Source organism: Xanthobacter sp. BG11Y11_SDJG (assembly GCF_057364445.1).
This window is the reverse complement of the sequence record NZ_JBNFNU010000028.1, coordinates 1-22897: the sequence shown is the minus strand read 5'-3', so window position 1 is coordinate 22897 and position 22897 is coordinate 1. Positions and strand designations below refer to the sequence as shown.

Sequence of the window (22897 nt, the reverse complement as noted above, 5' to 3'; positions counted from 1 at the left end):
CGAACGTCGCCGCCCGCGGCAGCGCGGCGGCGGCGGCGGCGAGGTCGCGCACCTTGGCGAAATCGCCGGCGCGGATGGCGTCCTGCGGCACCACCCAGGAGCCGCCCACGGCCACCACGCTGGGCAGCGCGAGATAGTCGCGGACATTGCCCGGACCGATGCCGCCGGTGGGGCAGAAACGCAGATGGGGCAGCGGGCCGGCGATCGACTTCAGGAACGCCGCGCCGCCCGAGGCCTCCGCGGGAAAGAACTTCAGCACCTCGAAGCCCAGTTCGGCCAGCCGCATGGCCTCGCTCGCGGTGGCGCAGCCCGCCATCACCGGGATGTCCAATTCGGCGAAGGCCGCAGCGAGCGCAGGCGTCGTACCCGGGCTCACCAGGAACTGGGCCCCCGCCTCCAGCGACGCCTCGATCTGGGCGCGGTCGACCACCGTGCCGGCGCCCGCGATCGCGCCCTCGACCTCCGCCGCGACCGCCCGCACCGCCTCGAGCGCCACCGGGGTGCGCAAGGTGATCTCGATCAGCGGCAGACCGCCCTCCACCAGCGCCCGCGCCAGCGGCACCGCATCGGCGAGGCGCTCGATCACCACCACCGGAACCACGGGCGCCCGGGCGAGGAATGCAAGCGGACTGGGAAGGCTCATGGACACGGTCTCCGGGGGCGCGGCGGCTGGACTTGCACACTAGTATACCAATGTGCGAAGCGCGAGCCTGTTCCGATGATCGCGGGGCGCAGGCGGCCACGCTCCCCCTCTCTCGCCCTTCCCGCGCTCGGCCTTGCCTCTCCCTCGCCCGGCGGGGAAGCGGTGGGAAGAATCCACCCACCGTGCCGAGGCAGTGGACAAAAATGATGATACACTATATCAAGAGCACCGTGTCCTCAGTTGATCGCGCCATGACCCTTGCTGCCACGCCCCTTCCGCGCCCGCTCGTCCCCCGAGGCCCGACCCGCGCAGATAGGACGACCCAAGGGAATGCGGACCAGGCGAGCATGTCGCGTGCGGAGCGGGCCGTTCCGATAGAGAATGGCGCCATGCATCCGAAAGCGCCTCACGATCCCGCCGGCCATACCGCCCACCCGCACGCCGGCCATGCCCATGCCGACCATCTCCCTAGCGACCATCTCCATGGCGACCATCGCCACACCCCCCGCGTCGCCGCGCCCGCCGCCGTTCGCCCCTCGCTTCTGCGCCTGTCTCTGGCGGGCCGTCTCGCCATCGCCGCCGGCCTGCTGGTGCCGCTGTGGATCGCCGTCTTTCTGGTGGTGGGCGGCCCATGAGCGCGCGCACCGAGGCCCGCGCCAAGGCGCAGATCGCGTTCAGCGATCTCACGCTCGGCTATGAGCGCCACCCCGCCGTCCACCATCTTTCTGGAACGGTGGACGAGGGTGCGCTGCTCGCCGTGTGCGGCCCCAACGGCGCCGGCAAGTCGACCCTGCTGAAGGGCATCACCGGCGCGCTGCGCCCGCTCGGCGGCGGCATCGATCTGAAGGGCCTCTCCACCCGAGACATCGCCTATCTGCCCCAGGGGGCGGAGATCGACCGCTCCTTCCCCATCAGCGTCTTCGACATGGTGGCCATGGGGCTGTGGCGCCGCGCCGGCCTGTTCGGCGGCATCGGCGCGAAGGATCGCGCGCGCATCGAGGCGGCGCTCGCCGCCGTCGGCCTCCAGGGGTTCGAGGCGCGCCCCATCGGCACGCTGTCGGGCGGGCAGATGCAGCGCACCCTGTTCGCGCGCCTGCTGCTCCAGGACGCCCGCCTGATCCTGCTGGACGAGCCCTTCACCGCGCTCGATGCCTCCACCGTCGCCGATCTCGTCGCTCTGGTCGGCCGATGGCACCGGGAGGGACGCACGGTTCTGGCGGTGCTCCACGATTTCGAGATGGTGCGGGCGACCTTCCCGCAGACCCTGCTGCTCGCCCGCGGCCCGATCGCCTGGGGGCCGACGCACGAAGCCCTCTCGCCCGAGAACCTGCTTAAGGCCCGCCGCATGGGCGAGGCCTGGCACCAGGACGCCGCCTCCTGCACCCGCGCGGCCTGAGCCGCCGGCGCCGCCAACGACCCGGAAGGTCCATCGTCATGACCGCCTATGAGGCGCTGGTTGCGCCGTTCGCCGAGTTCGAGTTCATGCGCCGCGCGCTGGTCGGCGTGCTGGCGCTGTCGCTCGGCGCCGGGCCGGTGGGCGCGTTCCTGATGCTGCGCCGCATGTCGCTCACCGGGGACGCCATGGCGCACGCCATCCTGCCGGGGGCCGCCATCGGCTTCCTGGTGAGCGGGCTGAACCTGTTCGCCATGACCATCGGCGGGCTCGTCGCCGGCCTCGTGGTGGCGGTGGGCGCCGGCGTGGTCGCGCGCGCCACGCAGATGAAGGAGGACGCCTCGCTCGCCGCCTTCTATCTCATCTCGCTGGCGCTCGGCGTGATGATCGTCTCGCTCAAGGGCTCGAACATCGACCTTCTGCACGTGCTGTTCGGCACCGTGCTCGGCATCGACGACGCGACGCTGCTGCTGATCGCCGGAATCTCCACCGTGACCCTGGCGACGCTCGCCGTGATCTGGCGCCCGCTGGTGCTGGAATGCGTCGATCCCACCTTCCTCGCCTCGGTGAGCCGGGCGGGCGGAACGAGCCATATCGCCTTCCTGTCGCTGGTGGTGCTGAACCTCGTCGGCGGCTTCCATGCGCTCGGCACGCTGCTTGCGGTGGGGCTGATGATGCTGCCCGCCGTCACCGCCCGCTTCTTCGCCCGCGATCTCACTGCGCTGGTGACGCTCGCGACTTTGGTCGCCGCGGCCTCGGGCGTCGCCGGGCTGCTGGTCTCCTATCACCTCGGCGCCCCATCCGGACCGGCCATCATGCTGGTCGCCGGATGCGCCTATGCCCTTGCCGTGCTGTTCGGCCCGGTGGGGGGACTGATCGGCCGGCTGGTGCCGCGCCGCCATCTCGAAGCCTGAAAGGAAGCCGCATGGTCTCCCGTCGTCTCGTCCTCGCCGCGCTCGCGGCGCTGCCCCTCCTCGCCGGCCCCGCCGGCGCCCAGGAGGCGAAGATGCCCGTCGTCGCCTCCTTCTCCATCCTCGGGGATTTCGTGAAGCAGGTGGGCGGCGACCGCGTGTCGGTCTCCACCATCGTCGGCCCCAACGGCGATGCCCACGTCTACCAGCCGACCCCGGCCGACGCGAAGAAGCTCGCCGCCGCGAAGCTGGTGTTCGTCAACGGCCTCGGCTTTGAAGGCTGGATGGAGCGCCTCACCAAGGCCTCCGGCACCAAGGCGAAGATCATCGTCGCCACCGCCGGCATCGCCCCGCGCGAGATGGCGGACGAGGACGACCACGACCACGGCAAGGGCAAGCACGCCCACGATCACGACCACGGCAAGAAGGGCGGCAAGAAGGAGGCCCACGGCCACGACCATGGCGGCATCGATCCGCACGCCTGGCAGTCCATCGCCAATGCCAAGATCTACGTCGCCAACATCCGCGACGCGCTGATCGCCGCCGACCCGGCCGGCAAGGACGCCTACACGGCCAATGCCGCCGCCTACACCGCCAAGCTCGACGCCCTCGACGCCGAGGTGAAGGCGGCGCTGGGCAAGATCCCGGCCGACCAGCGGCGCATCATCACCTCGCACGACGCGTTCGGCTATTTCGGCGCCGATTACGGCCTGGAGCTGATCTCGCCCGAGGGCGTCTCCACTGAGAGCGAGGCGTCCGCCAAGGACGTGGCGCGCATCATCCGCCAGATCAAGGCGGAGAAGATCCCGGCCGTGTTCCTGGAGAACGTCACCAACCCGCGCCTCATCGAGCGCATCGCCAAAGAGACCGGCGCCAAGATCGGCGGCGAGCTCTATAGCGACGCGCTCTCCGATGACAAAGGCCCTGCGAGCACCTACATCCTGATGATGCAGTCCAACGTGCGCACCCTGAGCTCGGCGCTGTCGAGCTGAAGGACGCGCCGCAGGCGAGACTCCGGCGGCAGGCGATCACGCCTGCCGCCTTTCGGCATCGGCGGGCCCCCGTCCGCGACGCCGCAAAGACAGGTGTGAGACATGGCCGAGACCCCGTCCGCAAAGATTCCCGTCACCGTCCTCACCGGCTATCTGGGGGCGGGCAAGACGACGCTGCTCAACCGCATCCTCTCCGAGCCGCACGGAAAGAAATTCGCCGTCATCGTCAATGAGTTCGGTGAAATCGGCATCGACAACGACCTCGTGGTGGGCGCCGACGAGGAAGTGTTCGAGATGAACAACGGCTGCATCTGCTGCACGGTGCGCGGCGACCTCATCCGCATCATCGACGGCCTCCTGCGCCGCAAGGGCCAGTTCGACGGCATCATGTCGAGACCACGGGCCTCGCCGACCCGGCGCCGGTGGCGCAGACCTTCTTCGTGGACGAGGAGGTGCAGGCCAAGACCAAGCTCGATGCGGTGGTGACGGTGGCCGACGCCAAGTGGCTCTCCGACCGCCTCAAGGACGCCCCCGAGGCGAAGAACCAGGTGGCGTTCGCGGACGTGATCCTGCTCAACAAGACCGACCTCGTGACCGCCGACGAGCTCGCCGAGGTGGAGGCCCGCATCCGCGGCATCAACCCCTACGCCAAGCTCCACCGCACCCAGAAGTCGGCCATCGATGTCTCCAAGGTGCTGAACCAGGGCGCCTTCGACCTCGACCGCATCCTGGAGATCGAGCCCGCCTTCCTCGAAGAGGAGGAGGGCCACCACCATCACCACCACGATGATCACGCGCACGGCCCCGACTGCGGTTGCGACCACGCGCATCACGACCATCACCATCATGGCGGGCTGAAGCATGTCCATGACGAGGAGATGCAGTCGTTCTCCTTCTCCACCGAGACGCCGCTGGACCCGGACAAGTTCTTCCCCTGGGTGCAGGATCTGGTGGCGAAGGAGGGCGCGAACATTCTGCGCTCCAAGGGCATCCTCGCCTTCAAGGACGACCCGGACCGCTTCGTGTTCCAGGGCGTGCACATGATCCTCGACGGCGACCACCAGCGCCCCTGGAAGGACGACGAGAAGAAGCTGAGCCGCATCGTCTTCATCGGCCGCAAGCTCGATGCGAAGGCGCTGGAGGCGGGCTTTCTGTCCTGCGCGGCGTGAGAGGCTTGCGGCGGCGTCCCGCCGGGAGGCCCCGTGGATGCTCCGGTCAAGCCGGAGCATGACGGCGGTTATTTGCTGGATGCGGCGGGTTGCTCTCCCGCCCACGCTACTCCTTCCCCCACCGTCGCCCTCCGGCTTGACCGGAGGGCCCATGGGAATGCCGCTCTCCGGCGGGCATGGGGGCTTCGGCCCCGGCCCCCCGTGTCCGCGCACGCCATTCGGTTTGGCAAGCCCGCGGCGAACCCCTCACCCCAACCCTCTCCCTCCGGGAGAGGGAGCCACGGCGTGCATAAGGGAGAACTCACTCCCTTTTAAGAGTGTCGCTCCGGCACGGCTTGGGAAAACCCTCTCCCCGGTGGGACGAGGGCACGGTGAGGGGTGGACCCTATGGCGTGCGCAAAAGGCGCTGCCCGCCCCTACCCCGCCTTCGGCAGGCTTCGGCCTGCGCGCGCCGGGAGGCCGAGGCTCTCCACCTTGGCGACGATCGCGTCGGCGTCGAGGCCGGCCTCGGCCAATTGGCGGGCCTGGGTGTCCTGGTCGATATAGATGTCGGGCAGCACCATGGCGCGCACCTTCAGCGCGCCCGCGTCCAGCGCGCCTGCGTCGGTCAGGAGCTGGAGCACGTGGCTGCCGAAGCCGCCCACGGAGCCCTCCTCCACGCTCACCAGCGCCCCGTGCCCGGCGGCGAGCTTCAGGATCAGCTCGCGGTCGAGGGGCTTGGCGAACCGCGCGTCGGCGACGCTCACCTTGAGGCCCTTGGCCTCCAGCCGCTCGGCGGCCTCAAGGCACGGGCCGAGCCTTGTGCCGAGGGAGAGCAGCGCAACGTCGCCGGCCCCGGATCCGTGGACCAGGCGCCCCTTGCCGATGGGCAGGATCTCGCCGCGATCCGGCCGCTCGATGCCGACGCCCTCGCCGCGCGGGAAGCGCACGGCGGACGGGCCGCCGTCGAACGCCGCCATGGTGGCCATCATGTGGGTCAGTTCGCTTTCGTCCGCCGGCGCCATGACCACCATGCCCGGCAGGCAGGCGAGGAAGGCGATGTCGAACGCGCCCGCATGGGTCGCCCCGTCGGCGCCCACGAGGCCGGCGCGGTCGATGACGAACCGCACCGGCAGACCCTGCAGCGCCACGTCGTGCACCACCTGGTCGTAGCCGCGCTGGAGGAAGGTGGAATAGAGCGCGCAGAACGGCTTGAAGCCTTCGGCCGCGAGCCCGGCCGCGAACGTCACCGCGTGCTGCTCGGCGATGCCCACGTCGAAGGTGCGGTCGGGATACACCTGCCCGAACAGATCGAGACCGGTGCCGGACGGCATGGCGGCGGTGATGGCGACGATCTTCGGATCGCGCCGCGCCTCGGAAATCAGACCTTCGGCAAACACCCGGGTATAGGACGGCGCGTTGGACTTCGCCTTCACCTGCGCGCCCGTCACCACGTCGAACTTCACCACGCCGTGATACTTGTCGGCGCTCGCCTCGGCGGGGGCGTAGCCCTTGCCCTTCTGCGTCACCACATGGACCAGGATCGGCCCGGTCTTGGCGTCGCGCACATTCTTGAGCACCGGCAGCAGGTGGTCGAGATTGTGGCCGTCGATGGGGCCCACATAATAGAAGCCCAGTTCCTCGAACAGCGTGCCGCCGGTCCAGAAGCCGCGCGCGAACTCCTCGGCGCGCTGCGCCCCGCGCTCCACGAACTTCGGCAGGTGGCCGGCGATCTGCTTGCCGATCTCGCGCAGGGACCGGTAGGTCTGCCCCGAGATCAGCCGCGCCAGATAGGCCGACATGGCGCCCGTGGGCGGGGCGATGGACATATCGTTGTCGTTGAGGATGACAATGAGGCGCGAATCCATGGCGCCCGCATTGTTCATGGCTTCATAGGCCATGCCCGCCGACATGGCGCCGTCGCCGATCACCGCCACCACGTTGCGCTCGATGCCGGCGAGGTCGCGCGCCACCGCCATGCCGAGCCCGGCCGAGATGGAGGTGGAGGAATGGGCGGCGCCGAACGGGTCGTATTCGCTCTCCGAGCGCTTGGTGAAGCCGGAGAGGCCGCCGCCCTGGCGCAGGGTGCGGATGCGCTCGCGCCGGCCGGTGAGGATCTTGTGCGGATAGCACTGGTGGCCCACATCCCAGATCAGCCGGTCGTGGGGGGTGTTGAACGTGTGGTGCAGAGCCACCGTCAGCTCCACCACGCCGAGGCCCGCCCCCAAGTGTCCGCCCGTCACGGAAACCGCGTCGATGGTCTCGGCACGCAGTTCGGCGGCGAGCTGCGCCAGCTTCTCCTGCGGCAGGCGCCGCACGTCCGCAGCATCCTTGATGGTATCGAGCAACGGTGTCTTCAGGCTCACAGAACGCTCCGGGCCGGTCCCAGCCGGCGATCAACGAGGCTTACACAGGTCGTCACATGGCGCAACGCGCCGTTGTAAAACCATCCCGGCCGGGGTCTGCGCAAGGATTTCCGGCCGCCGCCAACCACGCCGGACCGCCTGATCGACCCGATCGATGCGGTGGATTGCCCGTGCACAGACCTCTCTATTGCCCCGAAGGCCCGGATGCGAAGCCGGCTATGTCGGCGTCGGCCCCGCTGGCGAATCGAACAGCCCGCGCAGCTTGCCGGCCCGGATGGCGAGGCGGTGCGCGTCGAGCAGCAGGCCCGCCAGAAGGCATCCCCCCGCCAGCTTCAGCGCCTGCACGGCCCGGCCGCGGCGGCGATCATACTTGGCCCGCAGATAGGTCTCCGACTGCTGCTTGAAGCGGTTGACCGCGAAGGTTTGCCGCAAGCCCGGCGCCGAGGACCGCCCGCCCGCATGCACCACCCGCGCGCCGGTGACGACGATGATGGGCACGCCGGCCGCGATCGCCCGCAGCGAGAGGTCGTCGTCCTCGTGATAGAGGAAGATCCGCTCGTCGAACCCGCCCATGGCGAGGAAGGCGTCGCGCGCCATCATGAAGGCCGCGCCATGGACGAAGCGGGTGCAATAGTCGCCCGCCACCTCCTGCGGCCGCAGCCGCGCGGCGCGCTCCACCGGCTCGAAGATGGTGCCCTCCTTGCGCATCAGCCGGCCGTCCTCGCCGACGATGGCCGGCATCAGCAAAGCCGGCGCGCCATAGCGGGCGGCGGCGGCGCGCAGGGCGTCCATGGCGCCTGGCTCCAGCGCCGCATCGGGATTGAGGAACAGCACGTAGCGGGTGCGCGCCGCCCGCGCGCCGGCATTGCAGCCGGCGCCGAAGCCCACATTGCGGGCCATCGGCACGAGGCGCGCCGGCCGGGATAGGTCCGCATGCCAGGCGGTGCCCTCGGGACTGGCATTGTCCACCACCACCACGTCGCAGTCCGGTGGCACCGAGGCCACAGCCCGGCCGATCACCGCGCCGCTGTTATAGGTGACGAACACCACCGTCACCCCGCCCGCCGCTGCGGCGGCCGGCGCGTCCGCGCCTGCGGGACCGGGTGTCGCCGGCGCCTCGTGGCTTTGCTTCGCCTCTCGCATGCGCCCTCTCCTGCCCCCGGTCCGGCGCGATTGCAAGGCGCCCCCATAGCCACCCGGCGTGAACTTCGGTAGAAGGCCGCGCATGTGGGATGGCGCGAGATGGCGGACCGAGCGCCGGCACCTGTTTCTGGTGCCGGGCTACGACCCGATGCCGGTGGATGGCCACCGCCGCATCTTCGAGCGCGAACTCAACCGGTTCCGCGGGACCTGGAGCCTCGCGGAGGCCTCCTGCCTGGAGGACGGGCCGCGCCCCACCCCCACCGGCGCCGCCTGGTCGATCGCGGCGGGGGGCGCGAACTGGCGCACCACCGCCACCTTCGAGCTGCTCGCCTGGAACGATCTGGTCCAGGCCGACATGGCCCGCAGCCCGCTCTCCCACATGGGCGGCACGCTCCGGGCGCTCGCGGACATGGTCACGAGCGGCACGCTGGCGCGCTATTTCCGCAGCAGCCCGCGCTACGGCTTCTTCTTCCTCTTCACCTACGTGCTCACGCTCCTGTTCTGGGGCATCGCCGCCGGCCTCGGCGTCGTGGTCTACGGCACCGCAGAGCCGACGCTCGGAACGCTCGGGGCGGCGCTCATCGGCATCGCCGTCGCGGCCGGTGCCGGCGCCCTTCTCATGCGCTGGCCGGGGCGCAAGCTCCGCCTGAAGCAGTCGCTGGACCTCGCCGAATTCTCGGTGGACTTCGTGCGCGGCCGCCATGGCGCCATCGACGCGCGGGTCGCGGCCTTCGGCGCCCGCATCGCCGAGGTGGCGGCGGCGGGCGAGGTCGACGAGATCGTCGTGGTGGGCCACAGTCTCGGGGCCATGCTGGCCGTGAGCGCGCTCGCCCGCGCGCTGGAGCTGAACCCGGCGCTCGGGACAGGCGTGCCGGTGCGCCTGCTCACCGTGGGCTCCACCACCGCCAAGTTCGCGCTTCACCCGGCCGGCGGACGGCTGCGCGAGGCCGCCCGCATCGTGGCCGACGCGCGCGCCATAGGCTGGCTGGAGATCCAGGCGCGCGACGACGTGGTGAGCTTCTACCGCATCAATCCGGTGACGCTGGAGGAGGCCCGCTTTGCCCCGCTCCGCACCGTGACCGGCGACTTCTCTGAACGCCCGCTGATCCGCGCCCATCCGATCCGCGACATGCTGACGGAAGCGACCTTCGCCCGCTTCCGGCTCGACATGATGCGCCTGCACTGCCAGTACCTGCTCGCCAACGACAAGCGCGCCGGCTACGACTTCTTCGCCGTGCTGGCGAGCCCGCTGCGCTTCGACCTTCTGGCGGCGAGCGCCAATGGCCTGCGGACCTATCTCGACGCGCGCGGCCTCTTGATGCGCCCCTATGCCCCGGCCGATCCGGGACCGTGGCGCGCGCCTTGACGTGAGGACACGATGAGCCTTCTCGCCTTCTCCAAGATCGCCTGGGCCCTGGGGGTCGCCGCCTGGTTCGTCATGCGCCTGCCGTTCGAGCGCAAGGCGCGGCGCATGAAGGTGGCGGATGCGCGCCACCGCACCGCGCGCGAGATGGCGCTTTTGTCCATCTCCACCCTCGGCCTCGGCATCATCCCGGCGATCTATGCCGCGACGGGCTTTCCGCGCGCCTTCTCCTACCCGCCGTCGGTGGTGCAGGTGGTCGCCGGCGTCGCGGTGTTCCTGGCCGCGCTCTGGCTGTTCCGGCGCACCCATAGCCAGCTCGGGCGCTACTGGTCGGTGACGCTGGAGATCAAGGACAGCCACGAGCTGATCACCTCGGGCGTCTACGAGAAGGTGCGCCACCCCATGTATTCCGCCTTCTTCCTGTGGGCGCTGGCGCAGGCGCTGCTGCTGCCGAACCTCGTGGCCGGGCTGTCCGGGCTGGTGGGCTTCGGCATCCTGTTCTTCTTCCGCGTGGGGCGCGAGGAGCAGATGATGCGCGAGGCCTTCGGCGCGCAGTACGACGCCTACATGGCGCGCACCAAGCGCATTATCCCCGGCATCTACTGAGCGGCGGGTCCGTCTTACCCCTTGTGGGGTGCGGAGCGAGCGGCCAACGGACCGGCGCGAACAAAGCGCGAAGGGCCGTCCGCCAGCGATTCGGGCCTGCTTGGTTCGCGCTGCGTGCCGCGTGCCGGACCGCGGCGTCCCGGAACGGGACGGCCCATGCCGCCGCCGGTAACTCCAAGGCAAAGGTCCGCCCGTAGGATCACCCCGCTCCGCCCGCCCGGCGGCCGATCGCGAGACCCCGATGCCCCCTCTCCTCCGCCCGTTCCTCGCCGCGCTCGCAGGCGCGCTTCTCCTCTCGCCGGGGGCCGGCGCTCAGGCCAATGGCCCGATCCCAGTCGGCTCCAGTGTCGGCTATGAGGAGATCGGCCGCTGGGACGTGGACAAGCTCAACGCCGTCCTCGCCACCGAGGTGCCGAAATTCTTCGGCGTCGCACCCGCCTTCTCGCCGGCGCGCAATGCCGTGCGGCTCTATCGCATCACCTATGCCTCGGTGATCCCCGAGCAGGGCAACGCGCCCACGTTGGCGAGCGGGCTCCTTGCCGTGCCGGACACGGCGCAGACCGACTTTCCCCTGCTCTCCTACCAGCACGGCACGGTCTACGGAAAACAGCAGGTGCCCTCCTTCCCCGAGCAGTCGCCGGAGACCCAGCTCGCCCTCGCCCAGTTCGCCGGCCAGGGCTACATCGTCATCGGTGCCGACTATTTCGGCCTCGGCACGTCCACCGCGCGCGAAGGCTATCTGGTGAAGGAGAGCCAGCAGCAGGCCACCTACGACATGCTGATGGCGGCCCAAGCGGTGCTGGCGCACCTGAAGCTCACCAGTTCCAAGCTGGTGCTGGGCGGCTGGTCGCAGGGCGGCTTCGTCACCATGGCGCTGCTCGAGAAGCTGGAGCGGGCGGGGGTTGCGGTCGCGGGCGCCGCCACCGCCAGCGCGCCATTCGACGGCTTCGCCACCCTGAGCGGCTTCCTCGACTTCCCGCGGCCGAACGACGCCGACTGGGTGTCGACCTTGTTCATCCTCACCGCATTCTCGTTCGAGACCTATTATGGCCTGCCGGGCCTTGCCCGGGCGCTCCTCCAGGAAGAGGTCTATGCGCTCGCCCGCAAGGCCTATGAGCGCGAACCGGTGGATGCGGCAAAGCTCCCCACCGACCTCCGCAAGCTGATCAACCCCGCCTTTTTCGACCCGCGATTCTTCGCCGCCTCGGCCTATGGCCGCCTGCTGCGCGAGAAGACCACCGCCTACCGCTGGGTCATCGGCTCGCCGGTGCGCAACTATTTCGGCGCCAGGGACGAGGTGATCACCGAAGGCCAGGGCCAGCTCGCCATGACCTATCAGCGCGCCATGGGCAGCGGAAACACGCGGGTCGAGGCCATCTCCACCGGCGCCACCAACCACCGCGGCACCTACGCCACGGCGGTGCCGCTTTGGAAGGCGTGGTTCGACGCGCTGTGAAGCTTGCCGATCCCGCTACCCCTCCGGATCGAGCGGAGCGGTGCCGGCGGGGCGGCCGTCGGCGTCGCGGGTGATGGTGGCGACGCGGGCCTCGGCCTGAGCCAGCAGCGTCTCGCAGCGCTTCTTCAGCGCCTCGCCGCGCTCATAGATGGCGATGGACTGCTCCAGCGGCACATTGCCCTTCTCCAGCGCGGAGACGATGGATTCCAGCTCGGCCAGCGCCGCCTCGAAGCTCAGCTTCGCCACGTCGGCAGCGCCCGGAGCGCCCTTGGTCGTCTCAGCCATGTCCGCCTCGATGCTGCGCCGCGACACGCCTCGCGGGGTGATTCCCAGCCGCCACCATAGCCGAGGAGCCGGCCGGCCTTAAGACCAAGCGGGGTGGCTTGAAGGCTGCGGCTTTGCTAGAAGCCGCGCGACCATGGAAGACACGCTCATGCCCAAAGAGGCGCCACCGATCGCCGCGCGCGAGCCCCGCGCGCTGGAGGAAGCCCTGCTCGCCCGGTTCGAGGCGGCGGGCTTCGCCCATCTCGACCCGCCCATCCTCCAGCCGGCGGACGTGTTCCTCGATTTGTCGGGCGAGAGCATCCGCCGCCGCATGTACCTGACGGTGGACGCGGAAGGGCGCGAACTGTGCCTGCGACCCGACCTCACCATTCCGGTGGCCCGGGCGGTGCTGGAGACCCAGCGCCCGCTGCCGGCGGCGGTGAGCTATCTCGGCGCGGTGTTCCGCTTCCGCGGCGAGGGCTCCGGCGAGTTCCGCCAGGCTGGCGTGGAATCCTTCGGCCGTGCCGACATCGCGGCGGCCGATGCGGACATCCTCGCACTCGGCCTCGATGCCTGCGCGCTCTACGGCCTGCCCGAGCCGCAGATCCGGCTCGGCGACGTGGGCCTGTTCGCGGCGCTCCTGGAAGCGCTGCCGCTGGCGCCCGCCATGCGCCGCCGCCTGCTCAAGGATTTCGGCCAGAGCCGGCTCGATGCCGACCTCTCCCGCGTCGGCGCCCCCGCTCCGGAAGCGGCGAACACCCATTCCGGCGTGCTGGCGGCGCTGACCGGGGCCGACCCGGAAGCGGCGCGCGCGCTCATCACCGATCTTCTGTCCATCGCCGGCATCTCCACGGTGGGCGGGCGCTCGGTGTCCGAGATCGCCGCGCGATTCCTGGAGCAGGCGGCGCTGGAGAGCGGAGCCGGCCTGTCCAGCGAGGCGGGCGCGGTGCTGAAAAGCTACCTCGCCATCGCCGGCGATCCCGATGCCGCATCCGCCGCCATGCGGGCTCTGGCGCGCGACGCGGGGCTGGACCTATCGCGCGCGCTCGACCTGTTCGACGCCCGCGCCGGCTTCCTCACCGCGCACGGCGTGAGCCTGCCGGCGGTGCGCTTCTCCACCGCCTTCGGCCGGCCGCTGGATTATTACAGCGGCATGGTGTTCGAGCTGCACGACCCCGCCGGGCGCAGCGCCGGCCCGCTGGTGGCCGGCGGGCGCTATGACCGCCTGCTGTCGCGCCTCGGCGCGGCCGACTGCGTGCCGGCGGTGGGGCTGGCGGCCTGGGTGGAACGCCTTGCGGCGGTGGAGGGCGCGCGATGAGCGGCAAGCTGATCCTCGCCGTGCCCTCCAAGGGCCGGCTTCAGGAGAATGTCCACGCCTTCTTCGCCCGCGCCGGCATGCCGCTGATGCAGGCGCGCGGCGCGCGCGACTATCGCGGCGCCCTCGGCGGGGTGGACGACGTGGAGGTGGCGTACCTGTCCGCGTCCGAGATCGCCGCCGCGCTCGCCTCCGGCGCCGCACATCTGGGCGTCACCGGCGAGGACCTGGTGCGCGAGAACATCCTCGACGCGGACGCGCGCGTCACCCTGCTGGAAGGGCTCGGCTTCGGCCATGCCAATGTGGTGGTGGCGGTGCCGCAGGCCTGGATCGACGTGCGCACCATGGACGACCTCGACGACGTGGCCGGGCATTTCCACGGCCGCACCGGCCGGCGCATCCGGGTGGCGACCAAATACGTCAACCTGACCCGCGGCTTCTTCGCCCGCCACGGCATCGTCGACTACCGCATCGTCGAGAGCGCCGGCGCCACCGAGGGCACGCCGGCCGCGGGCACGGCGGAGTTGATCGTCGATATCACCACCACCGGCGCGACGCTGGCCGCCAACGCGCTGAAGGTGGTGGACGACGGCGTGATCCTGAAGTCGGAAGCCAATCTCGTCGCCTCGCTCTCGGCGCCCTGGACAGCGCCGGCCCGCAACGCCGCGCGGGTGATGTTCGACCGCATGGCGGCGGAGAAGCGCGCCCGCACCATGCGCGAGGTGCGCACCCGCTTCGCCAGTTGCGACGCCTCGCTGGTGGACGAGGCGGTGGCGCGCTTCCGCTGCGTGGCGCCGTTCGGCGGGCCGACCTCCTCCGGCATGCTGACGCTGCACTGCCCGCCGGACACGCTGCACGGCCTCGCCACGTTCCTGCGCGAAAAGGGGGCGAGCAAGGTGACGGCGGGCGCCATCGACTACGTGTTCTCGACCGAGAACCCGCTGTTCGCGGCCTTGGAGGCGCGGCTCGGCGCCTGAGGCGCCGGCGATCTCACACGAGGCTCGCACGGCGGCTCACAAGGCGGAGAGCGCGGCCATGTGCGCCTTGCCGGGGCGCCGTCGGGCGCCCACAAGGAGCGCGCGGTTCCGGGCATGCCGGCGCCGCAGCTGCGACAGGACGCCCGCCGCGGGCGGACCCCGAAAGGAATGCCTTCAGGTTTCCATGGCCGACGTCACCCTTCCCGCCGCCTTCCTCGCCGGCTTCGTGAGCTTCGTCTCGCCCTGCGTGCTGCCGCTGGTGCCGCCCTATCTCGCCTATCTGGGCGGCTCGACCCTCGACGACCTCGCCGGCGCCGAGCCGGTGAAGGCGGTGGGCCGCCGCGCCATGCTGGGCGCGGTACTGTTCGTGCTGGGCTTCACCCTGGTGTTCGTGGCGCTGGGCGCCGGCGCCTCGGCGGTGGGCGACCTGCTGCGCGCCCATCTCGACACGCTGTCCATCATCGCCGGCATCGCCATCATCATCATGGGGCTGAACTTCCTCGGCGTGTTCCGCATCCATCTCCTGCACCGCACGGCGCGGCCGGACGTGCGCGCGCCGAACGGGGTGTGGGGCGCCTTCGTGATGGGGCTCGCCTTCGCCTTCGGCTGGACGCCCTGCCTTGGCCCGGTGCTGGGGGCGATCCTCGCCGTGGCGGGCTCGGAGGCGACCGTATCGAAGGGCGCGCTGCTGCTCGCGGTCTATTCGCTCGGCCTCGGCGTGCCGTTCCTCGTGGCGGCCATGGCGGTGCGCCCGTTCCTCTCCGGGCTCAAGCACCTGCGCCGCTACCTGCCCGTGATCGAGAAGACCATGGGCGCGCTGCTGGTGCTTACCGGCATCGCCTTCATGTCAGGCTGGATCGCCCATGTGAGCTACTGGCTGATCGAGACCTTCCCCGCCCTCTCCACCATCGGCTGAGGCCGCGACACGGGGTGCCCCGCCCTCCCGCAATCGCCGCTATTTGACGCGATAGCCCGCATGGCATCCGACGCAGGCGCCGGTGACGGCGGCGAGCGCCGAGAAGACCGGCGCCATCTCGCCGGTCACGGCGGCATCGGTGGTGACGATGGCCAGGCGGCTGGCGGCCCTGTGCATGGCGGAGCCGGCGTCCTGCATGCCGGCCGGCATGTAGCCGGCAACCTCGTGCGCGCCGTGAAGCCCGAGGGACGACATGCCGAGCCGCTTTTCGGCGATCCGCGCGGCAACGTCAAATTGCCCCTTCCCGAGATGCTCCTGGATTTCCTGGAGCGCCGCCAGGTGGTCGCGCATGTTGGCGAGCATGTGCTCGGCCAGGGGCTGGGGCATGAGCACCAATTCCCGCGTGTCCGGGGGGGCCGCCGAAGCGGCGTGGGCCGCGGCTGCGGACCCGTGGGCGTGATCGTGCTGGGCTTGCGCGGCGGCCATGCCGCAGAGCAGTGCGAAGCTCCCGACCGCGAAGAGGACTCGGCGCATGAAAGGTCTCCGCTCGTTCGGCGCACCCTAGCCCCCTGCCCGATCCCTCCTTATGATCACGATCATAGGGAGGATGTCGCCATGCAGCGCCACGATCTCCTTGCTCTGTTCGACGCAGCGGTCGGCGGGGCTGGCGTGGAGAGGTCGTACAAGAGAGGCGAAGCGCTGTTCCGGCGGGGCGATCGCCCGCAATCCATGTTCTTCATCCTCTCCGGGGAAGCGCGGCTGGTACGCTGCTCGCCGACCGGGATGGAGGTGATCTTCCAGCGGACGGCCCACGGGTTCCTGGCCGAGGCAAGCCTCGATCAGGCCGCCTATCACTGTGACGCGATGGCGGCCCGCGGCACCCGCGCCTGGATGGTTCCCCTAACGAAATTTCGAGCGGCGCTCGCGCGGCCAGATGTGCGCGAGGTGTGGCTGCGCCATCTGAGCAACGAACTCAGGCGCATGCGCGCGCACGCGGAACGTCTGGCGCTGCGCACCGCCCGGGACCGGATTCTCCATTTCATCGAGACCGAAGGTCAAGACGGCAGACTCATCCTGTCGCAGTCCAAGAAGAGCTGGGCCGCCGAACTCGGCCTGACCCACGAGGCCCTCTACCGGACGCTCGGCATGATGGTGCGCTCCGGGCTCCTTGAGTTGTCCGGCACCGGCCTGCGGATCCGGCCCGTGCCGCCGCGGCAGTAGCCCGCCGGGCCACCGGTGCCCGCGGCTGGTCTTGGCTGTTCGGGCGATGGCTCCGGACCAAAAAGGCGGCCCGGAGCCGCAGCCCCGGCCGGGCGCATTACAGCGGCGCGTAGGCCCCGTCCTTCCAGACATAGACGATGTAGTCGAGCTTGGTGATGTCCCCCTTCTGGTCGAAGGACAGCGGCCCGAGCACGGTGTCGAACGCCTTGCCCGAGTGCATCACCTGCGCCACCTTCTGCGGGTCGAGGGACTTGGCCGCTTCGGCCGCCTGCTTGAGGACCTGCACGGCGGCGTAGGAATAGAGCACGTAGCCCTCGGCATCGATGCCCTTCTTCGTGAACTGGTCGACGATCTTCGCCGCCGCCGGGTTCTGGCGCGGATCGGGGCCGAAGGTCATCAGCGTGCCTTCCGCGCCGGGGCCGGCGATGCCCCAGAACTCCTTGTCGGTCAGCGCATCCCCGCCCATGAGGACGGTCTTCATGCCCTGGTCGCGCATCTGGCGCACGATCAGGCCGGCTTCCGGGTGCAGGCCGCCGAAATAGACCAGGTCGACGCCCGCCGCCTTCATCTTGGAGACGAGCGCGGAATAGTCCTTCTCGCCGGGATTGATGCCCTCATAGAGCACCTCCTTGAGGCCGTCCTTGTTCATGGCCTTCTGCGTCTGGTCGGCGAGGCCCTTTCCGTAGGGCGACTTGTCCTGGACGATGGCGACCTTCTTGTCCTTGTAGTTGGCCGCGATGTAGGCACCGGCCACGGCGCCCTGCTGGTCGTCACGGCCGCAGGTGCGGAACGTGTTCCACATCTTGCGCTCGGTGAAGACCGGGTTGGTGGAGGCGGGCGAGATCTGCAGCACGCCGGCGTCCTGGTAGTCCTGCGACGCGGCGATGGAGATGCCCGAATTGATGTGGCCCACCACGAAGGTCGCCCCATCGGTGATGAGCTTGTTGGCGGCGGCGACGCCCTGCTCGGGCTTGCCGCCGTCATCGGCGGCCATGAGTTCGATCTTCTGGCCGAGAATGCCGCCTTGCGCATTGATGTCGGCGACCGCGGCCTCCACGCCGCTGCGCATCTGCGCGCCGAAGGCGGCGATGCTGCCGGTGAACGGCCCGGCAGCGGCGAGCTTCACCTGGGCTAGCGCCGGCGTGACCGCGCCGACGCACAGGCCCGCGCCGATGGCGAGCAAGGCAAGCTTGAGCTTCGTCATCTGATACCCCTCGAATAGGCCGCCGATTGTCCGGCGCGCATCTTGTCCCTACGGCAACGGATATAGCCGATGCCGGCGCCGGCGGGCGAGCCCTTCGCAAAGCAAGACCCATGCCCTGCGCAAGGAGCGCCCGCGGGCGGGGTCAGGAACGCGAAAGGCCCGCGGCATGCCGCGGGCCTTTCCGTCGTGTCCTCAGTTCGGTCCTCCGCCGCCAAGCGGGGGACGGCCGGATCACAACTGCTCGTAGCCGCCGTTCTTCCAGACATAGACCACGTAGTCGAGCTTGGTGATGTCGCCCTTCTTGTCGAAGGAGAGCGGCCCGAGCACGGTCTCGAACTTCATGCCGGAATGGATCTTCTCGGCCACCTTCTTCGGGTCGAGGGATTTCGCCGCCTCGGCCGCCTGCTTGATGACCTGCACCGCGGCGTAGGAATAGAGCACGTAGCCTTCCGGATCGATGCCCTTCGCCTTGAACTTGTCGACGATGGCCTTGGCCGCCGGATTCTTGCGCGGATCGGGACCGAAGGTGGTCAGCGTGCCGGTGGCACCCTCGCCGGCGATGGCCCAGAACTCCTTGTCGATCATGCCGTCGCCGCCCATGAGGACCGTCTTCATGCCCTGGTCGCGCATCTGGCGCACGATCAGGCCGGCTTCGGGATACAGGCCGCCGAAATAGACGAGGTCGGCGCCGGTCGACTTGATCTTGGAGACGAGGGCCGAATAATCCTTCTCCTTCGGATTGACGCCCTCATACATCACTTCCTTCATGCCGCCCTTGTTGAGGCCCTTCTGGGTCTCGTCCGCGAGGCCCTTTCCGTAGGGCGTCTTGTCGTGGACGATGGCGATCTTCTTGCCCTTGAAGTTCTTCAGGATGTAGGCGGCGGCCACCGCGCCCTGCTGGTCGTCACGGCCGCAGGTGCGGAACGTGTTCCACATCTTGCGCTCGGTGAAGGTCGGGTTGGTGGAGGCGGGGCTGATCTGGAGGACGCCGGCTTCCTCATAGTCCTGGGACGTCGGGATCGAGACGCCGGAATTGTAGTGGCCGACCACGAACTTGGCGCCATCGGTGATGAGCTTGTTGGCCGCCGCCTTGCCCTGCTCCGGCTTGCCGCCGTCGTCGCCCACCAGGAATTCCACCTTCTGGCCGAGGATGCCGCCGGAGGCATTGATGTCGGCGATGGCGGCCTCGGTGCCGTTCTTCAGCTGCGCGCCGACGGCGGCGAGTTCGCCGGTGATGGGGCCGGCGACGGCGATCTTGACCTGCGCCTGGGCCTGGGCGGCAAAGGCAAGGCCGGCGCCGAGGGCCAGCGATGCCAACAAGAGCTTCTTCATCTCAACCTCTCCCCTTCTGTCGGTGTCCGGCACGCGAGGTCCGGTCCCGGGAAACAGTAGCACGCGCAATAGGAGAACGCTTTTGGCCTGCTGCGCCGCCGGGCGCCGCGCCGCTGCCGCGCCCGTCCACCGCGATGGACGGCCGCGCGCACCGAGGTCCCCCGCCGGACCCCGCACGCCGCGATGCCAGCGCCGCGCGCGGTCATTGTGCGCAAATTCCGGGACCTGTCGATGGCCCTGCCCTACGCTAATCAGATGGCACGCCGGGCGCGCCGCCGGAGCGCGCGCGCCAGGCGACCGGCCCGTGGGCCTCGAACATCCAGCCGTACTGCGCCGTCATCTGCTGGCGCCGCACGAAGCGGAAGCCCAGCGCGGCCACCGCCATCAGCAGCACGAATTCCAGCGCGAAATGCTGGAGCGAGAACAGCGTGTCCTGGAACAGCGCGAAGTGGCAGAAGCGCACCGCCCCGGCGAGCAGCACCACATAGGCGACGAGGTGCCAGAACGAGCCCCAGCCCCGCGCCACCGCCTGCCCGGTGCGCCAGGCCGTGGCGCCGCCGAGGATCAGGCTGACCAGGATGAAGTCTGCCGCCGAGGTCTCCACCAGAAGCTCGGGCCAGATCACCAGCGCGCAGGCCAGCGCGGCCAGCGTCGCGACCGGCGCCACCAGCATGGGCGAGGAGGCGCGGCCCGGATTGCGGATGCTGTCCATCAGCGCCCCCCTTCCAGATAGGCCGCGCGGACCTCGGGCCGGGCCAGCAGCTCGGCGCCGGTGCCGGACATGGTGACGAGGCCATTCACCATCACATAGCCGCGATGGGCGAGCTTCAGCGCGTGGAAGGCGTTCTGCTCCACCAGGAACACGGTGAGGCCGCGCTCGGCATTGAGGGCGCGGATCACGTCGAAGATCTGCCGCGCCACCAGCGGCGCCAGGCCGAGCGAGGGCTCGTCCAGCAGCAGCAGGCGCGGGCGGCCCATGAGCGCGCGGGCGATGGAGAGCATCTGCTGCTCGCCGCCGGACAGCGTGCCGCCGCGCTGGGAGATGCGCTCCTTCAGCCGCGGGAACAGCTCGAACATGGCGGCGAGGTCTTCCTCGAAGTGCGCGCCGCCGTCCAGCGCCGCCCCCATCTGAAGGTTCTCGTAGACGCTCATGCGCGGGAAGATGCGCCGCCCTTCGGGCGACTGCGCGATCTTGAGGCGCATGATCTCGTGGGTGGGCAGGCGGGTGATGTCCTGCCCGTCATAGACCACGCGCCCGTCGCGCGCCCGCGGCGCGCCGCAGATCGTCATCATCAGCGTGGACTTGCCGGCGCCGTTGGCGCCGATGAGGGTGACGATCTCGCCTCCTTCACCTCGATGTCCACGCCCTTGAGCGCGATGATGTTGCCGTAGAAGGCAGTGACGCCTTCCACCTTCAGCAGCGGCGGGCGGGCGGGCGCGTCGGCGGCGGCAGCGGGGGCGGGGGCGGTGGCGATCATGGATTGGCCTCCGCGCTCAGCGCCTTGGTGGCCGCGGCTCGGCGACCGCCTCCTCCTCGTCCTCGACACCCAGATAGGAGGCGATGACGCGCGGGTCGTGGCGCACCTCGTCGGGGGTGCCGTCGGCGATCTTGCCGCCATATTCCAGCACCACCACGTGGTCGGAAATCTCCATCACCACGCTCATGTCGTGCTCGATCAGCAGCACCGAGGTGGCGTGCTCGGCGCGGATCGACAGCAGCAGTTCGTTGAGTGCCGCAGATTCGCGCGGGTTGAGGCCGGCGGCAGGCTCGTCGAGGCAGAGCAGCACCGGACCGGTGCACATGGCGCGGGCGATCTCCAGCCGGCGCTGGTCGCCATAAGAGAGGTCGCCGGCCGGGTCGTCGGCGCGCTGGACGAGGTGGGTCTTCTCCAGCCAGTAGACGGCGCGCTCCACGGCCGCCTTCTGCTTGCGCTGCCAGGAGGGCAGGCCGAGCAGGGCCGCCGGGCTCAGCAGGCCGGTGTCGGACAGCGACATGTGCTGCGCCACCAGGAGATTCTCCAGCACCGTCATGCCCGAGAACAGGCGGATGTTCTGGAAGGTGCGCGCCACCTTCGCCCAGGAGGCGACCTTGTGGTCCGCCAGCCGCTCCAGGAGATAGACCGCGCCCTTGCCGGTGCGGGTCCAGGATTCCCCCGCTGCGGTCACGGCGTCGAGTTCCACTGCCGTGGCCGGCCCGCCGTGGTTCAGGGCGAGACGGCCGGCGGTGGGCTTGTAGAAGCCGGTGATGCAGTTGAACACCGTGGTCTTGCCGGCGCCGTTGGGCCCGATCACCGCGGTGACGTCGCCGCGGCCGGCGCGGAACGACACGTCGTTCACGGCGATCAGGCCGCCGAAGCGCATGGACAGATGGTCCACCACGAGGATGGGATCGGCGTCCCAGGAGCGACCGGAGGAACCCGCAGGCGCGGCGCACATCAGCCGTGGCCCTCCTTCACGAGGCTGCCGGAGACCGACTTGCGCTCTTTCAGGAAGATGGTGGGCATGCGGTTCGCCACCAGCCCGCGCGGCGCCACACCATCACCGCCACCATGGCGAAGCCGAAGATCAGCATGCGGTACAAGGTGGGGTCGAAGTCGGGGCCGAACAGCCAGTCGCTCTTGAGGAAGGAGAGGTTGCGCAGCATCTCCATGCCGCCGATCAGCAGGACCGCGGCGGCCGCCACGCCCATCTGCGAGCCCATGCCGCCCAGCACCACGATGGCGAGGATCACCGCCGATTCCATGAAGGTGAAGCTCTCCGGCGAGACGAAGCGGATGCGCACGGCGAAGAACGCCCCGGCGAAGCCGCCGAACATGGCGCCGATGGCGAAGGCGGTCAGCTTGGTGAGCGTGGTGTTGATGCCGAGCGAGCGGCAGGCGATCTCGTCCTCCCGCAGCGCCTCCCAGGCGCGGCCCACCGGCATTTTCCGAAGCCGCACCGTGACCAGGGCCGTGAGCGCGGCGAGCCCCAGGATGACGAAATAGAGGAAGATCATCCGGTGCATGGAATCGAAGGTGAGCCCGAACAGGTGGGCGAACCCGCCCTCGCCGGACGAGAAGGGGATGCCGAAGAAGGAGATGGGCGGGATCGAGGCGATGCCGGCGCCGCCATTGGTCAGCGACACCCAGTTGATGAGCACCAGGCGGATGATCTCGCCGAAGGCCAGCGTGACGATGGCGAGATAGTCGCCGCGCAGGCGCAGCACCGGGAAGCCGAGGATCACGCCCCAGAAGGCGGCCAGGATGCCGGAGATCGGCAGGCACACCCAGAACGACCACGCCTTCCAGAAATCGTCGCCGAGGTGGCCGGCCAGGAAGTCGTTGAGCGGAACCGAAGTGGACAGCAGCGCGAAGGTGTAGGCGCCCACGGCATAGAAGGCGACATAGCCGAGGTCGAGCAGGCCGGCGAGGCCCACCACGATGTTGAGCCCCCAGCCCAGCATCACATAGGTGAGGATGTAGATGCCGAGGTCGATCCAGTAGCGGCTCGGCCCCAGTCCGCCCACCAGCGTCACCGCGATCAGCGGATAGGCGATGGCGAGGCCGAAGAAGACCGGCTTCACCAGCGCCGAAGCCACGGCGCCGAGCCGCGGCCAGGGGCTGGCCACCGCCTCGGCCTCGGCCACGCTCTTGGGCGGCACCCGCGCG

The 22897-nt window shown here is 69.9% G+C and carries 20 protein-coding genes and 3 pseudogenes; 12 read left to right on the top strand and 11 right to left on the bottom strand.

All coding sequences use genetic code 11. The features are described 5' to 3' along the window. Positions 1-643: bifunctional 4-hydroxy-2-oxoglutarate aldolase/2-dehydro-3-deoxy-phosphogluconate aldolase (eda, locus tag AC2W7M_RS04990; protein WP_486130537.1), on the bottom strand; the 643-nt coding region annotated here is incomplete at its 3' end. 389 nt (positions 644-1032) lie between these two features. Here eda and AC2W7M_RS04985 point away from each other — a divergent pair. The 5 genes and pseudogenes from AC2W7M_RS04985 (at position 1033) to AC2W7M_RS04965 (ending at position 5108) form a co-directional block, all read left to right on the top strand. Further along, positions 1033-1278: a hypothetical protein gene (locus AC2W7M_RS04985; protein ID WP_486130535.1), complete on the top strand. Its 246-nt coding sequence runs from the start codon at positions 1033-1035 to the stop codon at positions 1276-1278. Further along, positions 1275-2039 (top strand): zinc ABC transporter ATP-binding protein AztA, encoded by a 765-nt coding sequence (gene aztA, locus AC2W7M_RS04980; RefSeq protein ID WP_486130533.1) that lies wholly within the window; start codon positions 1275-1277, stop codon positions 2037-2039. Before AC2W7M_RS04985 ends, aztA begins: the two co-directional genes overlap by 4 nt. Positions 2040-2077: 38 nt before the next feature. Beyond that, positions 2078-2950 carry a metal ABC transporter permease gene (locus AC2W7M_RS04975; RefSeq protein WP_486130531.1) on the top strand — a complete coding sequence of 291 codons (873 nt, stop codon included), beginning with the start codon at positions 2078-2080 and terminating at the stop codon, positions 2948-2950. Between the two features lie 11 nt (positions 2951-2961). Beyond that, complete coding sequence (locus tag AC2W7M_RS04970) at positions 2962-3939, top strand: metal ABC transporter substrate-binding protein (RefSeq protein ID WP_486130529.1); 978 nt, start codon at positions 2962-2964, stop codon at positions 3937-3939. A gap of 102 nt (positions 3940-4041) precedes the next feature. Continuing rightward, positions 4042-5108 (top strand): annotated as a pseudogene (locus AC2W7M_RS04965) (CobW family GTP-binding protein). A gap of 416 nt (positions 5109-5524) precedes the next feature. Here the strand turns inward: AC2W7M_RS04965 and dxs are convergent. Together dxs and AC2W7M_RS04955 are read right to left on the bottom strand one after the other, a co-directional pair. Then, complete coding sequence (dxs, locus tag AC2W7M_RS04960; RefSeq protein ID WP_486130527.1) at positions 5525-7453, bottom strand: 1-deoxy-D-xylulose-5-phosphate synthase; 1929 nt, start codon at positions 7451-7453, stop codon at positions 5525-5527. Between the two features lie 216 nt (positions 7454-7669). Further along, positions 7670-8596, bottom strand: a complete 927-nt coding sequence (locus AC2W7M_RS04955) for a glycosyltransferase (protein ID WP_486130525.1) — start codon at positions 8594-8596, stop codon at positions 7670-7672. 82 nt (positions 8597-8678) lie between these two features. On the opposite strand from AC2W7M_RS04955, the gene AC2W7M_RS04950 reads away from it, so the two are divergent. The 3 genes from AC2W7M_RS04950 (at position 8679) to AC2W7M_RS04940 (ending at position 12021) form a co-directional block, all read left to right on the top strand. Further along, positions 8679-9962 carry a lipase family protein gene (locus AC2W7M_RS04950; protein WP_486130523.1) on the top strand — a complete coding sequence of 428 codons (1284 nt, stop codon included), beginning with the start codon at positions 8679-8681 and terminating at the stop codon, positions 9960-9962. Between the two features lie 12 nt (positions 9963-9974). Then, complete coding sequence (locus AC2W7M_RS04945) at positions 9975-10565, top strand: protein-S-isoprenylcysteine O-methyltransferase (RefSeq protein ID WP_486130521.1); 591 nt, start codon at positions 9975-9977, stop codon at positions 10563-10565. Between the two features lie 241 nt (positions 10566-10806). Continuing rightward, positions 10807-12021 carry an alpha/beta hydrolase family protein gene (locus tag AC2W7M_RS04940; protein ID WP_486130519.1) on the top strand — a complete coding sequence of 405 codons (1215 nt, stop codon included), beginning with the start codon at positions 10807-10809 and terminating at the stop codon, positions 12019-12021. Positions 12022-12036: 15 nt separating this feature from the next. Here AC2W7M_RS04940 and AC2W7M_RS04935 read toward each other — a convergent pair whose 3' ends face one another. After that, on the bottom strand, positions 12037-12306 hold the full coding sequence (locus tag AC2W7M_RS04935) for an exodeoxyribonuclease VII small subunit (protein ID WP_486130517.1): 270 nt from the start codon (positions 12304-12306) through the stop codon (positions 12037-12039). Positions 12307-12454: 148 nt separating this feature from the next. On the opposite strand from AC2W7M_RS04935, the gene AC2W7M_RS04930 reads away from it, so the two are divergent. The 3 genes from AC2W7M_RS04930 (at position 12455) to AC2W7M_RS04920 (ending at position 15493) form a co-directional block, all read left to right on the top strand. Further along, positions 12455-13603, top strand: a complete 1149-nt coding sequence (locus AC2W7M_RS04930) for an ATP phosphoribosyltransferase regulatory subunit (protein ID WP_486130515.1) — start codon at positions 12455-12457, stop codon at positions 13601-13603. After that, positions 13600-14577 (top strand): ATP phosphoribosyltransferase, encoded by a 978-nt coding sequence (gene hisG, locus AC2W7M_RS04925; RefSeq protein ID WP_486130513.1) that lies wholly within the window; start codon positions 13600-13602, stop codon positions 14575-14577. The genes AC2W7M_RS04930 and hisG overlap by 4 nt, the downstream gene beginning before the upstream one ends. 184 nt (positions 14578-14761) lie before the next feature. Next, a complete protein-coding gene (locus tag AC2W7M_RS04920; protein WP_486130511.1) occupies positions 14762-15493 on the top strand; it encodes a cytochrome c biogenesis CcdA family protein in 732 nt (243 codons plus the stop codon). A gap of 39 nt (positions 15494-15532) precedes the next feature. On the opposite strand, the gene AC2W7M_RS04915 is transcribed toward AC2W7M_RS04920, so the two are convergent. After that, positions 15533-15880, bottom strand: a complete 348-nt coding sequence (locus tag AC2W7M_RS04915; protein ID WP_486130509.1) for a hypothetical protein — start codon at positions 15878-15880, stop codon at positions 15533-15535. A 228-nt stretch (positions 15881-16108) separates the two neighbouring features. On the opposite strand from AC2W7M_RS04915, the gene AC2W7M_RS04910 reads away from it, so the two are divergent. Next, positions 16109-16714, top strand: coding sequence for a Crp/Fnr family transcriptional regulator (locus tag AC2W7M_RS04910; protein WP_486130507.1), 606 nt, complete (start codon positions 16109-16111; stop codon positions 16712-16714). 97 nt (positions 16715-16811) lie between these two features. Here AC2W7M_RS04910 and AC2W7M_RS04905 read toward each other — a convergent pair whose 3' ends face one another. The 6 genes and pseudogenes from AC2W7M_RS04905 to livM all read right to left on the bottom strand — a co-directional run. Continuing rightward, positions 16812-17918 (bottom strand): branched-chain amino acid ABC transporter substrate-binding protein, encoded by a 1107-nt coding sequence (locus AC2W7M_RS04905; protein WP_486130505.1) that lies wholly within the window; start codon positions 17916-17918, stop codon positions 16812-16814. Between the two features lie 231 nt (positions 17919-18149). Beyond that, positions 18150-19250 (bottom strand): branched-chain amino acid ABC transporter substrate-binding protein, encoded by a 1101-nt coding sequence (locus AC2W7M_RS04900; protein ID WP_486130503.1) that lies wholly within the window; start codon positions 19248-19250, stop codon positions 18150-18152. Positions 19251-19497: 247 nt separating this feature from the next. Continuing rightward, positions 19498-19962 carry a DUF6867 family protein gene (locus AC2W7M_RS04895; protein ID WP_486130501.1) on the bottom strand — a complete coding sequence of 155 codons (465 nt, stop codon included), beginning with the start codon at positions 19960-19962 and terminating at the stop codon, positions 19498-19500. Continuing rightward, a pseudogene (locus AC2W7M_RS04890) lies at positions 19962-20728 on the bottom strand (ABC transporter ATP-binding protein). Before AC2W7M_RS04890 ends, AC2W7M_RS04895 begins: the two are co-directional and overlap by 1 nt. A 16-nt stretch (positions 20729-20744) precedes the next feature. Continuing rightward, positions 20745-21686, bottom strand: coding sequence for an ABC transporter ATP-binding protein (locus AC2W7M_RS04885; protein ID WP_486130499.1), 942 nt, complete (start codon positions 21684-21686; stop codon positions 20745-20747). Further along, positions 21686-22897 (bottom strand): annotated as a pseudogene (gene livM, locus AC2W7M_RS04880) (high-affinity branched-chain amino acid ABC transporter permease LivM); the annotation flags it as partial. The gene AC2W7M_RS04885 and the pseudogene livM, both read right to left, overlap by 1 nt.

Coding starts and splice junctions, on each gene's coding strand:
- AC2W7M_RS04985 (WP_486130535.1), top strand. CDS start 1,033: ATGCATCCGAAAGCGCCTCACGATCCCGCCGGCCATACCGCCCACCCG.
- aztA (WP_486130533.1), top strand. CDS start 1,275: ATGAGCGCGCGCACCGAGGCCCGCGCCAAGGCGCAGATCGCGTTCAGC.
- AC2W7M_RS04975 (WP_486130531.1), top strand. CDS start 2,078: ATGACCGCCTATGAGGCGCTGGTTGCGCCGTTCGCCGAGTTCGAGTTC.
- AC2W7M_RS04970 (WP_486130529.1), top strand. CDS start 2,962: ATGGTCTCCCGTCGTCTCGTCCTCGCCGCGCTCGCGGCGCTGCCCCTC.
- AC2W7M_RS04955 (WP_486130525.1), bottom strand. CDS start 8,596: ATGCGAGAGGCGAAGCAAAGCCACGAGGCGCCGGCGACACCCGGTCCC.
- AC2W7M_RS04950 (WP_486130523.1), top strand. CDS start 8,679: ATGTGGGATGGCGCGAGATGGCGGACCGAGCGCCGGCACCTGTTTCTG.
- AC2W7M_RS04945 (WP_486130521.1), top strand. CDS start 9,975: ATGAGCCTTCTCGCCTTCTCCAAGATCGCCTGGGCCCTGGGGGTCGCC.
- AC2W7M_RS04940 (WP_486130519.1), top strand. CDS start 10,807: ATGCCCCCTCTCCTCCGCCCGTTCCTCGCCGCGCTCGCAGGCGCGCTT.
- AC2W7M_RS04935 (WP_486130517.1), bottom strand. CDS start 12,306: ATGGCTGAGACGACCAAGGGCGCTCCGGGCGCTGCCGACGTGGCGAAG.
- AC2W7M_RS04930 (WP_486130515.1), top strand. CDS start 12,455: ATGCCCAAAGAGGCGCCACCGATCGCCGCGCGCGAGCCCCGCGCGCTG.
- hisG (WP_486130513.1), top strand. CDS start 13,600: ATGAGCGGCAAGCTGATCCTCGCCGTGCCCTCCAAGGGCCGGCTTCAG.
- AC2W7M_RS04920 (WP_486130511.1), top strand. CDS start 14,762: ATGGCCGACGTCACCCTTCCCGCCGCCTTCCTCGCCGGCTTCGTGAGC.
- AC2W7M_RS04915 (WP_486130509.1), bottom strand. CDS start 15,880: ATGCCCCAGCCCCTGGCCGAGCACATGCTCGCCAACATGCGCGACCAC.
- AC2W7M_RS04910 (WP_486130507.1), top strand. CDS start 16,109: ATGCAGCGCCACGATCTCCTTGCTCTGTTCGACGCAGCGGTCGGCGGG.
- AC2W7M_RS04905 (WP_486130505.1), bottom strand. CDS start 17,918: ATGACGAAGCTCAAGCTTGCCTTGCTCGCCATCGGCGCGGGCCTGTGC.
- AC2W7M_RS04900 (WP_486130503.1), bottom strand. CDS start 19,250: ATGAAGAAGCTCTTGTTGGCATCGCTGGCCCTCGGCGCCGGCCTTGCC.
- AC2W7M_RS04895 (WP_486130501.1), bottom strand. CDS start 19,962: ATGGACAGCATCCGCAATCCGGGCCGCGCCTCCTCGCCCATGCTGGTG.
- AC2W7M_RS04885 (WP_486130499.1), bottom strand. CDS start 21,686: ATGTGCGCCGCGCCTGCGGGTTCCTCCGGTCGCTCCTGGGACGCCGAT.